The organism is Microbacterium trichothecenolyticum, from assembly GCF_030818955.1.
Classification (GTDB): Bacteria; Actinomycetota; Actinomycetes; order Actinomycetales; family Microbacteriaceae; genus Microbacterium; species Microbacterium trichothecenolyticum_B.
This window is the reverse complement of record NZ_JAUTBF010000001.1, coordinates 2,985,057-2,996,938: the sequence shown is the minus strand read 5'-3', so window position 1 is coordinate 2,996,938 and position 11,882 is coordinate 2,985,057. Positions and strand designations below refer to the sequence as shown.

Genomic DNA, 11,882 nt, shown 5'->3' with positions numbered 1-11,882 from the left:
CACCTTATCCGAGACTCAGAACCGCGACGAGCCCCGCCTGCGGCGGCGAGGCGGAGGTACGGTCGGGGTGGCCGCCGTCGCTCCGGCACCGTCGACCAGCAGGATCGTCTGCTCGGGCTCCCACCCGTAGACCGAACGCAGTCGCTCCCCGAGCTTCGCGTACGCGTCGGGCACGGACACCTCGATGCCGCGAGGAATGTCGACGGCGTCCGGGTTCAGCTCCCGCCCCGCCGAGCGCAACTCGGTGACGAGGGCGCGCATGCGGTCGGGACCGTACGCGGCGGATGCCAGGTCCCAATCCCCGAGCACGACCGACGATCCCACGGGGCACTGCTCGGGCGCGCTGTCGCGCACCTGGCCGAAACGCAGACGCACCACGGCGGCGCCGATCAACATGACACCCACGCCGCCCAGCACCGTGGTGGGGATGAAGGAGAACCCGGCGACGAACACCGGCGATTCCCACCCCGCGCTGAAACCCACGGTCACGCGGACCACGCAGTACGCGGCGAAGAGCGCGGTGGTCACCGAGATGAGCCTGAGGGGCCCCGACGATCCCGCTCCCGCGCGCTCCGCCGCCCACGCGGTGGCACCGCACGCCAGCGCGAGAGCGAGGGTCTTCACCGCCGACGATGCCGGTAGCGGAACCGTTGCGGTGACCACGGCCACCCCGACGGCCAGCACGACCGCGGCGACCGAGGGGAGCAGAGCGTGCCCGCCACTGAGGACGATGATCGCGACGAACAGCACGGCGGGAGCCAGCACCATGGCCACATCGCCCATGACGAGGCTGGTGATGCCGGCACCGGCGACAAAGATGAGGTACATCGCACTCGACCCCACGGCGCAGACACCGCCGACCGCGGCGAAGCGCAGGAAGAGGTTCATCGCCGCGGGAGTACCGACGCGCGGCATCGCCACCGCCAGCACGGCGGCGGTGACCGCTATACAGACCCCGAGAAGACCCGTTGAGACATCCATGCAACCCCCGGCCCTCATTGTGCCCGGTGTCTCGCGAGGCCGATGCCCGTCTTGCGCAAACCCTCGACCGGTTGACCGTTCCCGCATCCCACCCGCCCGCACCCGTCGGCACCCGCCCGTCAGCGCCTCATCCGCCAAACGCCGCCCCCCGTTGAGTGTCCACGACACGCCGCACCGGGATGCCGTGGAGCGGCGTGTCGTGGACACTCAACCGGGGGCCGGTTGCCCTACGACCCGACGACGCGGAACGCGCCCGTCGCCACCGCCGCCCCCAGAGCCACGGCCATCAGCAGCACCGCGCCGCCGACGGCCACGGCATCCCGAGCCGACAGCGTCGACCGACGCGCCCACGTACGTTCGATGCCCGCGCCGAAGCCACGCGCCTCCATCGCGGTGGCGAGCTTCGTGCCCCGGCGCACCGCGAAAACGAGCAGCACGAACGCCATCGAGAGAAACCGGCGCACCGCACCCCGATCACCGAGGCCACGGGCGCGGCGGGCGAGCGTCATCGTGCGCCAATCGTCGACGAAGAGCCCGACCGTGCGGGCGCCGGCCAGAACGCCGAGCACGAAACGGCTCGGAAGCTTCGCCACCTGCGCGAGCGCGTCGGCCAGTTCGGTGGGGTCGGTGCGGGCGAACAGCAGGATCATCGGCAACGCCAGCGCGACGACACGAAGGAGCACCGCGAAAGACAGCGCGATCGAGTTGTCGCTGACCGTCGCGAAGAGGAACGTGCCGTAGACGGTTCCGCCCGGGCGCGCGTACAGCAGCATGCTGAGACCGGCGACGGGGGCGAACACCAGCACCGGCAGCAGGCGCGTGAGCACGGTCGCGAAGGTGAGGCCCGTGAGCGGCACGCACAGCAGCTCCAGCGCGATCGCCGTGGCGGCGCTGACCGCGTCGATCGACATCAGCAGTGGCACCGCGAGCACGATGACCATCGCGACCTTGGCTACGGGGTTCACCCCGTCGAGCCAGACCGACCGCGTGCGGAGGGCGGCGGGCGCGGTCACGGCATCCTCCGGAGAACGGCCGGACGCACGCCGCTCATGCCGCGTCTCCGAGCACGATCCGGTGCTGTCCAAGGTGCCTCACCACATCCGCGTCGTGGGTGACGGCCACGACGGTGCGTCCCCGCTCGATCTCGCGCTGCAGCAGCGCCACGAGTTCGCTCCAACCGCGCCGGTCCTGTCCGAACGTCGGCTCGTCGAGCACGACCACCTCGGGTGAAGCCGCGAGCACCGTCGCGACCGACAGGCGGCGCTTCTGCCCGCCCGACAGCGTGAAGGGGTTCGCGAGGGCGAGGGATGCCAGATCCAACCGCTCCAACAGATCGTCGACGATCGCGTCGACCTGGGCCGCCGGCATCCGTAAGGCGCGCGGGCCGACGGCGAGCTCGTCGCGCAGGGTCGAGGCGAGGAACTGGTGCTCGGGTTCCTGGAAGACCGTGCCGATGCGGGTGAGCAGTTCGGTCGAGCGCCAACGCGAGGGGCGCCGTACGCCGCGTGCCGCGAGGGAGGGGGCCGCGACGACCTCGCCCGACAACTCCGGCAGCAGGCCAGCCAGAGTCAGCGCGAGCGTCGACTTGCCGGCGCCGTTCGGCCCGGTCACCACCGTTGCGGCTCCGCGCGGAACCGAGACGTCGAGTCCCGACGCGACGAGCTGACGCCGGTCGCGCCCGATCGACAGCGCCGCGGCCGAGAGCACGGCATCCGACGTCTCGGCCGGCGCGAGCACGGGGAGTCCGACCGGACGCCCCGGCACCCACACCCCCGCCGCCGCCAGCGCGTCGCCGTGCTCGGCGAACACGCGCGCGGGCGGGCCGTCGGCCAGGATCCCCCCGCCCGGAGCGAGCACGACCACGCGCGTCATCAGATCGACCCACACCGCGGTGCGGTGCTCGATCAGCACGATCGTCGTCCCGTCGGTGCGGGCGACGTGCTCGACGGCCGCGCGCACCTCGTCCACACCGTCGGGGTCGAGGTTGGCGGTGGGCTCGTCGAGCAGCAGCAGACCCGGGCGCATCGCGAGCACCCCGGCCAGCGCGAGCCGTTGCTTCTGCCCGCCCGACAGCGCCGCGGTCGGACGGTCGAGGGGCACGCTCAGCCCCACGGATGCCACCGCCTCGGCCACGCGGAACGGGATCTCGACCGCGGGCACGCCGAGGTTCTCGCAGCCGAAGGCGACGTCGTCGCCGACCTTCGACAGCACGACACCCGACTCGGGGTCCTGCAGCACGAGACCGATCCGTCCCCGCTGGGACTCCGGCGGCACACCGTCGACGAGGATGCGGCCCGTGCGCTCGCCCTCGTCGCTGCCGCCGAGGAGACCGGCGATGCCCGCCAGCAGCGTCGACTTGCCGGCTCCCGAGGCGCCGAGCAGCAGCACGCGCTCGCCCGGCTCGATGATCAGGTCGACGTCACGCGTGGCGGGGAGCTTGCGACCGGCGTAGCGCCATCCCCACCCTTCGACGTCGACCCGCGCGGGGGCCGCCATCAGATGTCGCGGCGCGCTTCCCGCCCCGCGGCGAAGCGGCTGAGCGCCCCCGTGGCGGCCAGTGCCCGCACGAGCAGCCAGCCCACGAGGCCCGCCAGCAGCGCGCCCGAGACGGCGAGGGTGCCGAGGTAGATGAGGTTGAACTCGAGCGACTTCGCGAGGTTGGGCGTGAGGAAGAGCTCGAGCACCCACGCGCCCACACCCGCGCCGACACCGGCGAGCATCGCGACGGGCAGCGTGAAGCGCAGGTAGAGGAACGCGAGGAAGATCAGCTCCGCGCCGAGGCCCTGCGCGAGACCCGAGAAGACCGTGGTGATGCCCCACACGTTGCCGATGAGGGCCGACACGATCGCCGCGATCAGCTCGACCAGCAGTGCCGCGCCGGGCTTGCGGATCACGAGCCCGCCGATGACGCCGCCGATCAGCCAGATCCCGACGGCGATGCCGCCCAGGCCCGGGGTGAGGCCGTCCATCGCGACGAACCATAGACCGCCGACGGTGTTCCAGCCCCAGAACACCAGGCCGACGGCGACACCGAGCACGGCGGCGACGACGATGTCGACGACGCGCCACCGGAAGCGGTCGTTGGCGGCGACGGCGGGGGCCGTGCGGGCAGACGTGGACGTGTGCATTTCTTCTCCTCCCTGCGCCGGCATGATCCGGATCAGGTTCGACGGTCGAAGCGTGGATTCGCTTCCTCTCAGCCCGGCTCACCGGACTCCCGTGGGTTGTGCTGACGAGTATAGGGGGATGCCCGGGGTAGCGTGGGCGGGTGCACGAGCAGACCCCGGCCACACGGCGAGCGCTGCGCGATCCGGATGCCGAGGCCCCGGCCGAGCGGTCTGCTGCGACGCACGGCGAGCCGGCGGCGGCAGCCGAGGCCATCGTCACCGCGGAGTCGACCGCGCCGGTGTCGGTGTCCGCCGAGGCGTCGGCCGCCGAGGCGTCGCCCGCGCCCGCCCCGGTGACCGAGTCCGCGGCGGCGACACCGACGACGGAGCCCGCGACGGCGGAGACGGAGCCCTCGGGGACGGAGCCCTCGGAGGCTGAGCACGCGCAGGCCGAGACCGCGGAAGCCGAGCACGCGCAGGCCGCGGCAACGGCCCACGGGTCCGGCGCCGCGCCGGGCGGCGCGGAGGCCCCCACGACGGCGACCTCGTCGGCATCCTCCGCCGCCGACGCAGACCCGGCCTCGGCCGACGAACCGCCCGTCGCCATTCCCGGGGCACTGGGCTGGGTCGACCCCGACGCGGCGGCGGCACCCCGGCCCGCGCCGGCATTCGAGGTCTCGGGCGCACCGGCTCGTCCGGCGGATCTGCTCGCGCGCACGCGGCGACGCTCGATCCTGCGTCCGGCCACCGTCGTCCCGACCGTGCTGTTGCTGCTGATCGTCGCGTCGTACACCGCGGCGACGCTGCTGTGGCCGCTGACCTCCGTCGCCCCCACGGTGCGTTCGGTCGCCGTGCAGCCGATCGCGGCGCCCGCGGCAGAGCCCGCTTGGCCCGCCCAGGGCGAGGCGGCCATCGCGATCGACGGCGTGCCCGGGACGCTGTCGTCGGCAGCGACCGCTCCCGAGTCGATCGCGAGCATCACGAAGATCGTCACCGCCCTCGTCGTGCTCGACCGCCTGCCGCTGGCACCCGGCGAGCAAGGCCCGTCGTACGCGTTCACGCAGGCCGACAGCGCCGACTACTGGCAGTACCGGGCGCGAGGAGAGTCGTCTCTCGACGTTCCCGTCGACGGCAGCCTCACCGAACTGCAGATGCTCCAGGGCATGCTGATCGCCTCGGCGAACAACTACGCCCAGCGCCTGGCATCCGGTCTCTTCCCCTCGGATGCCGAGTTCGCGGCCGCCGCGAACGCGTACCTCGCCGAGCGGGGCATCGGGGGCATCACCATCGTCAACCCGACGGGCATCGAGGCGGGCAACACCGCCACGCCGGCGGCGCTGATCGCCCTCGCCGAGAGGGCCTTGGCCAATCCGGTGATCGCCGAGATCGTGCGCACCCCCGAGATGACGCTGCCGGGAGCGGGAACGTTCCGCAACGGCAACGCGCTGCTCGCCGACCCCGGAGTCGTGGGGGTGAAGACCGGCACCCTCGACGCGTGGAACCTGCTGACCGCGAAAGACATCACCGTTGACGGCACCACCGTCCGTGCGTACGCGGCGGTGCTCGGCCAACCCGGACCCGACGCCCGCAACGACGCCACCCGCGCCCTCTTCACCCGCATCGAGCAGGAACTTCAGCCTCGCCCCTCGGTCACCGCGGGCACCGTCGTGGGCAAGGTCGAAACGCTGTGGAGCGACGACATCGACGTGGTGACCGCGTCGGACGCGAGCGTCGTGCTGTGGAACGGTGGCCAGGCGCAGACGTCCTCCCACTTCGACCTGGGCACGACGACCGCCGCGGGCGCGACGGTCGGAACGTTCACCGCCACCGGCCCCGTCGACTCCGACACCGTCGATGTGCACCTCGCCGGCGAGATCGAGCCGCCCGACCCGTGGTGGCGCCTCACGCACCCCCTCGACCTGTTCGGGCTGAACGGCTGACGTCGATGCAGATCCACCTGGATGCCACGTCGGCGACGCCCCCGTACGAGCAGGTGCGGGCGCAGATCATCGCCGCCATCGACGACGGTTCACTGGTCGTGGGAACCCGCCTGCCGCCCGTGCGCGCCCTCGCCGGCGAGCTGAGCCTCGCCGCGAACACCGTCGCCCGCGCCTACAAGGAGCTCGAGGAGGCGGGATACGTCGAGACCCGGGGGCGCGCGGGCACCGTCGTGAAGGGGACCGACGCAGCCTCGGCCCGCGCCGGGCAGGCCGCCCGGGCGTACGCCGAGACCGTCCGCGGCCTGGGGATCGACCCGGCCGATGCGGTGGAGCTCGTGCGGGCGGCTCTGGGCGACGGGTGAGCGGGTCGTCTCGGGGGAGCGCGGTGGGTGATCCCGCCGGGACACGTTGCGTTTGAGGGGGCCCGGAGCATCGAGAGCCTCCCGCGCGCCACCCCTCCTCCCCAACCGATGTGGTGTTGCATTACCCCTGCTCCCCCGAAGCGATGTCGGAGGTCCTCGATAGCATGCACACATGCACGAAGACACCTCGCCGACGGGCCCGAAGAGCGGGTCGAAAGCCCTGTCCGCGGTGCTCGACGAGGTGCTCCGCACCGGCGCCGACCTCGCCGCGGCCGAGGTCCGTCGCACGCGCGCGCTGGCCGAGGCAGGGCACCTGGCCCTCGACGTGATGGCCGATCGTCCGTCATCGTCCCGGACCGCAGAGATGGCCCTGCGAGAGGTCGCTTCAGAGCTCGCCGCGGCCGAGAATCTCTCCGATCGCGCCGTGCAAGCGCAGATCGGGCGCGCCATGGTCCTGGTCGACGATTACCCCGGCACTCTCGCGGCGTGGGAGCAGGGGGTGCTCTCCCGTGCTCACGTGCAAGCGATCGTCGAGATCGGCACGCCCCTGCCCGCCGAGGGGCGTGCCGAATTCGACGTGCTGGCGGTCGCGACAGCCGAAGGGCTCAGTCCGGGGCGTCTGCGCTCACGCCTGGCCGCCCTCGCCGAGCGTCTGCAACCCACCACACTCACCGAGCGGCACCGACGCGGTCGCGAGACGCGATGCGTGCGGATCGTCACCGGACACGACGGCGAGTCCGATCTCATCGCGACGCTGCCCACCGTGTTGGCCGTCGGGACCTACGACCGTCTCACGCAACAGAGTCGCGCGATCATCGACGCGCGCGGCGATACCCCCGAGTCGATCACCGACGAACGCACGACCGCGCAGGTACGAGCCGACATCCTCGCCGACATGCTGCTGACCTCGACGCCCGGGGCCGATCCGACGCGCGTCGACGACGGCCCCGGTTCGCTCGGCGCCATCCGCGCGCGGGTGCAGGTCGTCGTGCCCGCGCTGACGATGCTCGCCCCCGAGAACGAGAACCTCGAGCCGGCCGAACTCGTGGGGCACGGGCCTCTCGACGCCGAGACGGCGCGTGCCCTCGCGGAATCGACCACCGTCGCCTGGGACCGCGTGGTCACCCACCCCGTCACCGGCTCCGTCCTCTGCACCGACACCTACCAGCGCACGGCCGCTATCGACCGGTTCCTCCGCGCCCGCGACCGGCATTGCCGCTGGCCCGGCTGTTCGGTTCCCGCCGTGCGCGCCGAGGTCGACCACACTCACGACTACGCACTCGGCGGGCGCACCGACGTGAGCAACCTCAGCCACCTCTGCCAGCGACATCACACGCAGAAGCAGTTCACGCGCTGGAGGGTCAGACAGCTCGCCGACGGGGTGCTCGAATGGACCAGCCCGACGGGCAGAATCTACGCCGACGAGCCGCTCCCGTACTCCCCCGCCGTGCGCTTCGTCCCCGACGACCCGCCGCCGCCCGAGTGCGAGCCCGCCCCGTTCTGACGCCCCTCTCGCCGGCAACGCGGCGCGCCGACCGCGCTGCGTCATGCCGCGTCACGCTGCCTCTCCGATGCTCTCGCGCGTCGCTTTCGCGCGCACCTCGCGTGCACCACTTCCGCCCGTAGCATGCCTCACACACGCCACTCCACGCTCGGGCAGCCACCGCGCGCCACCCACCCGCACCACACACCCCCACCCTTCGCATCGGTGAGGGGAGCGCGTAGTCTCGCCGCATGCCCCTCGCCCTCGTGACCGGAGCCGCGCGCGCGAACAGCATCGCCGCGGGAATCGTCCCCCGTCTCCGCGCCGACGGCTGGGACGTCGTGACGAGCGACCTCGCCAGCGGCGACTACCCCTGCGACCTCTCCGACCCCACGGCGCCGACCGACCTCATCGAACGCATCTCCCGCGAGCGCGGCCCGATACAGGCGCTCGTGCTCAGCCACGCGCACGATGTGGAATCCGGCATCCTCGACACCACCGCCGAGAGCTTCGACCGGCACGTCGCCGTGAACGCCCGCGCGTCTCTCCTGCTGATCGCCGCCTTCGCTCGACAGGTCGATGACACCGGCGGAGCGATCGTCGCATTCACGAGCGACCACACCACCGGCAACCTCCCCTACGGCGCCTCGAAGGGCGCGCTCGACCGCGTCGTCATCTCGGCCGCGCGCGAGCTCGGCCCGCGGGGCATCTCCGCCAACGTCGTGAACCCGGGCCCCGTCGACACCGGCTGGATGGATGCCGAGACCCGTGACGCCCTGCCCGCTCTCCACCCGCTCGGGCGCACGGGAACACCCCACGACATCGCCGGAGACACGGCGTTCCTCCTCTCGGACGAGGGACGGTGGGTCAGCGGACAACTGCTGCACGTCGACGGCGGGTTCTCCGCGCGCTATGAGCATCCAGCGAGGCGACACGCGTCGTGCTAGCGTCGCTCGCAGTGACACGGGGTGCCCCCAGGGGCTGAGATCACACCCGTCGAACCTGATCTAGTTCGTACTAGCGAAGGGATGTCGCGAATGGTCGTTCGCACGTCGTCGTCTCCGTCCACCCCCATCACCTCGCCCGCCGCGGCGCTCAGCGCCCTGCGCGAGAGCGCACCGCTGACGCAGTGCATCACCAACGCGGTGGTGACGAACTTCACCGCCAACGCCCTCCTGGCCCTGGGCGCCTCGCCCGCGATGTGCGACATTCCGGGCGAGGCGGGCATGTTCGCCGGCCTCGCGGGCGGTGTGCTCGTGAACCTCGGCACGCCCACCGCCGAACAACGCGACGCCGCCCGCGAAGCCGTGCGGGCCGGAACCCCGTGGGTGCTGGATCCCGTCGCGGTCGGCGCCCTCCCGGTGCGCACGGCGCTCGCGCACGAGCTGCTCGACGCCCGCCCCGCGATCATCCGCGGCAACGCATCGGAGATCCTCGCCCTGGCCGGAGCGGGCGCCGGCGGTCGCGGCGTCGACACGACCGACGCAACCGACGACGCCCTCGGCGCCGCCCGCGCCCTGGCCGCCCGCACCGGCGGCGCCGTCGCCGTTTCGGGCCCGATCGACCTGATCGTGGATGCCGACCGCACGGCGCGCGTACCCGGCGGCAGCGCCCTGCTGACCAGGGTGACCGGCGGCGGCTGCGCCCTGGGAGCCGCGATGGCGGCCTTCGCCGCCGTCGTGTCGCCCGTCGACGCCGCGATCACGGCGAGTGTCGTCTGGGCCGTGGCATCCGAGCGGGCGGCATCCGCGGCCCGCGGACCCGGATCGTTCGCCGTCGCGTTCCTCGACGAACTCGCCGCCGTCCGGCCCTCCGATCTCGACGCTCGCGTGGAGGGCTCGCGATGAGCGACTTCTCCCTGCACCTCGTCACCGACCACCGCGTGCCCTTCACCCGCCTGCGCGACATCGTCGACGAGGCCGTCACCGCGGGAGTGAGCGTCGTGCAACTGCGCGACAAACTCGCCACGGGTGCAGAGCTGTTCGCACGCACCCTCGACCTCGCCGATGTCATCGCCGGCCGGTGCGCGTTCGTCGTGGACGACCGCCTCGACGTCGTCCTCGCCGCGCGGGACCGCGGCGCCCGGGTCGACGGCATCCACCTCGGCCAGAGCGACATGCCCGTCGACGCCGCGCGCGCCCTGCTCGGCCCCGACGCCCTCGTGGGGTGGACGGCGAACACGCCCGCACACCTCGCCGTAGCGGAGGCGTTCCCCGACGCCACCCTCGACTACCTCGGCGTGGGAGTCATCCGCACGACGACGACGAAACCCGACCACCCGCGGCCGCTGGGCGTCGACGGGTTCGCCGAGCTCGCGGCATCCACCGCCCTGCCCTGCGTCGCGATCGGCGGCATCGATGTCGGCGACGTCGCTGCTCTGCACGCGGTCGGCGCCGCGGGCGTCGCGGTGGTCTCGGCGGTGTGCGCGGCCGACGACCCGGGCGCGGTCGTGCGCGACCTGCGCGCGGCCTGGGGAGGTGCCGCGTGACCACGGTGACCCTCGACACGACCCCCGGAGCATCGCGAAGGGCGTCCAGCCCGCGCGTCCTCAGCGTCGCCGGCACCGACCCCACCGGTGGCGCCGGCATCCAGGCCGACCTGAAATCGATCGCCGCATTCGGCGGCTACGGCATGGCCGCGGTCACCGCCCTGGTCGCCCAGAACACCCGCGGCGTGCGCGAGGTGCACGTGCCTCCGACCGCCTTTCTCGCCGCCCAGCTGCGCGCCGTGAGCGACGACGTCGAGATCGACGCGGTGAAGATCGGCATGCTGGGTTCGACCGACGTCGTCGCGACCGTCGACGCGTGGCTCGCCGACGTGCGCCCACCCCTCGTCGTGCTCGACCCCGTCATGGTCGCGACCAGCGGCGATCGCCTGCTCGACGCCGACGCCGACGCCGAAGCCGCCGTTCGCGCACTGTGCCACCGCGCCGACCTGGTCACCCCCAACCTGCCCGAGCTCGCCGTCCTGGTCGATGAGCCCGTCGCCACGACGTGGCAGGCCGCCGTGGCCCAGGCGCAGTCGCTCGCCGCCGCAGCCGGCACGACGGTGCTGCTGAAGGGCGGCCACCTCGACGGCCAGCAGAGCCCGGATGCCATCGTCGACGGCACGAACGTCCATGCGGTGCCGGGGCGCCGCGTCGACACCCGCCACACCCACGGCACGGGTTGTTCCCTGTCGTCGGCGATGGCGACGCTCGGCGCGCACGGGCTCTCCTGGCCCGACGCCCTCGACCGCGCGAAACGCTGGCTGACCGGCGCCCTCGAGCACGCCGAAGCGCTGCACGTCGGTCGGGGCAACGGCCCCATCGACCACCTGCACGAACTCCGCCCGCACGTACGCCTCGTTCACCGACAGCTCGACCGGTCGTGGAGCACCGAGAGATGGGATGCCACGGCCTCCACCCGCGCCGACGTCGACGCGTGCGCGTTCGTACGGGGTCTGGCATCCGGGGATCTGGATCGCGACGCCTTCGACTGGTACCTCGGCCAGGACCTGCTGTACCTGCGCGAGTACGCCCGCGTGCTCGCCCGGGCCGCAGCCCTCGCCCCGACCGTCGAGGAGCAGCGTTTCTGGGCCGCCGCCTCGGTGTCGTGCCTGGTCGAGGAGGCGGCACTGCACCAGTCGCACGTCGATCCGACCGGGCTGGAGCCCGCCGCATCCACCCTCGCCTACACCGATCACCTGCACGCCGCTTCGACCGCGGGGTCGTACGCGGTGCTGGTCGCCGCGATCCTGCCCTGCTTCGTGCTCTACACCGACATCGGCGCCCGCTGGCGCGGCACCTTCGCCCCCGAGCACCCGTACGCCGACTGGCTCACCGCCTACGGCGACGAAGCGTTCGCGGCGTCGTCGGCCGAGGCGGCGAGCATCGTCGACGCCGCAGCACAAACGGCATCCGCGCGCACGCGCTCCGCGATGGCGGCGGCGTACGACCGGTCGATGACGCTCGAGCTGGCGTTCTTCGAGGCACCGCTCATGCGCTGACCCGGGCGGATCCCCCGGGCGG

Annotated in this window: 11 protein-coding genes and 2 riboswitches; of the genes, 7 read left to right on the top strand and 4 right to left on the bottom strand. The window is 72.8% G+C overall.

What is annotated here, in order from left to right:
* Positions 1–15: 15 nt before the first annotated feature.
* From QE412_RS14180 to QE412_RS14165, 4 genes are all read right to left on the bottom strand, one after another.
* The gene (locus QE412_RS14180; RefSeq protein ID WP_307485125.1) at positions 16–981 is read right to left on the bottom strand and encodes a hypothetical protein; all 966 of its coding nucleotides are present in this window, start codon (positions 979–981) and stop codon (positions 16–18) included.
* Between the two features lie 227 nt (positions 982–1,208).
* Entirely contained in the window at positions 1,209–1,994 is a 786-nt protein-coding gene (locus QE412_RS14175) for an energy-coupling factor transporter transmembrane component T family protein (protein ID WP_307485123.1), read from the bottom strand.
* Positions 1,995–2,028: 34 nt separating this feature from the next.
* Entirely contained in the window at positions 2,029–3,477 is a 1,449-nt protein-coding gene (locus QE412_RS14170) for an ABC transporter ATP-binding protein (protein WP_307485120.1), read from the bottom strand.
* Positions 3,477–4,109: an ECF transporter S component gene (locus QE412_RS14165; RefSeq protein ID WP_307485116.1), complete on the bottom strand. Its 633-nt coding sequence runs from the start codon at positions 4,107–4,109 to the stop codon at positions 3,477–3,479. Before QE412_RS14165 ends, QE412_RS14170 begins: the two co-directional genes overlap by 1 nt.
* A riboswitch (TPP riboswitch) is annotated at positions 4,102–4,212 on the bottom strand. It overlaps the preceding gene by 8 nt.
* A 37-nt stretch (positions 4,213–4,249) precedes the next feature.
* Between QE412_RS14165 and QE412_RS14160 the strand changes: the two genes are divergently transcribed.
* The 7 genes from QE412_RS14160 to QE412_RS14130 all read left to right on the top strand — a co-directional run bounded on the left by QE412_RS14160 (position 4,250) and on the right by QE412_RS14130 (position 11,860).
* The gene (locus QE412_RS14160) at positions 4,250–6,028 is read left to right on the top strand and encodes a D-alanyl-D-alanine carboxypeptidase family protein (RefSeq protein ID WP_307485114.1); all 1,779 of its coding nucleotides are present in this window, start codon (positions 4,250–4,252) and stop codon (positions 6,026–6,028) included.
* Positions 6,029–6,033: 5 nt separating this feature from the next.
* A complete protein-coding gene (locus QE412_RS14155) occupies positions 6,034–6,390 on the top strand; it encodes a GntR family transcriptional regulator (protein WP_307485110.1) in 357 nt (118 codons plus the stop codon).
* A gap of 172 nt (positions 6,391–6,562) precedes the next feature.
* Positions 6,563–7,894 carry an HNH endonuclease gene (locus QE412_RS14150; protein WP_307485104.1) on the top strand — a complete coding sequence of 444 codons (1,332 nt, stop codon included), beginning with the start codon at positions 6,563–6,565 and terminating at the stop codon, positions 7,892–7,894.
* Between the two features lie 230 nt (positions 7,895–8,124).
* A complete protein-coding gene (locus tag QE412_RS14145; protein ID WP_307485099.1) occupies positions 8,125–8,820 on the top strand; it encodes an SDR family oxidoreductase in 696 nt (231 codons plus the stop codon).
* Positions 8,821–8,827: 7 nt separating this feature from the next.
* A riboswitch (TPP riboswitch) is annotated at positions 8,828–8,919 on the top strand.
* On the top strand, positions 8,911–9,720 hold the full coding sequence (gene thiM / locus QE412_RS14140; RefSeq protein WP_307485095.1) for a hydroxyethylthiazole kinase: 810 nt from the start codon (positions 8,911–8,913) through the stop codon (positions 9,718–9,720). (Overlaps the previous riboswitch by 9 nt.)
* Positions 9,717–10,361, top strand: coding sequence for a thiamine phosphate synthase (thiE, locus tag QE412_RS14135; protein WP_307485093.1), 645 nt, complete (start codon positions 9,717–9,719; stop codon positions 10,359–10,361). Before thiM ends, thiE begins: the two co-directional genes overlap by 4 nt.
* Entirely contained in the window at positions 10,358–11,860 is a 1,503-nt protein-coding gene (locus QE412_RS14130) for a bifunctional hydroxymethylpyrimidine kinase/phosphomethylpyrimidine kinase (protein ID WP_307485090.1), read from the top strand. The genes thiE and QE412_RS14130 overlap by 4 nt, the downstream gene beginning before the upstream one ends.
* Positions 11,861–11,882 lie beyond the last annotated feature (22 nt).

Coding starts and splice junctions, on each gene's coding strand:
- QE412_RS14180 (WP_307485125.1), bottom strand. CDS start 981: ATGGATGTCTCAACGGGTCTTCTCGGGGTCTGTATAGCGGTCACCGCC.
- QE412_RS14170 (WP_307485120.1), bottom strand. CDS start 3,477: ATGGCGGCCCCCGCGCGGGTCGACGTCGAAGGGTGGGGATGGCGCTAC.
- QE412_RS14165 (WP_307485116.1), bottom strand. CDS start 4,109: ATGCACACGTCCACGTCTGCCCGCACGGCCCCCGCCGTCGCCGCCAAC.
- QE412_RS14155 (WP_307485110.1), top strand. CDS start 6,034: ATGCAGATCCACCTGGATGCCACGTCGGCGACGCCCCCGTACGAGCAG.
- QE412_RS14150 (WP_307485104.1), top strand. CDS start 6,563: ATGCACGAAGACACCTCGCCGACGGGCCCGAAGAGCGGGTCGAAAGCC.
- QE412_RS14145 (WP_307485099.1), top strand. CDS start 8,125: ATGCCCCTCGCCCTCGTGACCGGAGCCGCGCGCGCGAACAGCATCGCC.
- thiM (WP_307485095.1), top strand. CDS start 8,911: ATGGTCGTTCGCACGTCGTCGTCTCCGTCCACCCCCATCACCTCGCCC.
- thiE (WP_307485093.1), top strand. CDS start 9,717: ATGAGCGACTTCTCCCTGCACCTCGTCACCGACCACCGCGTGCCCTTC.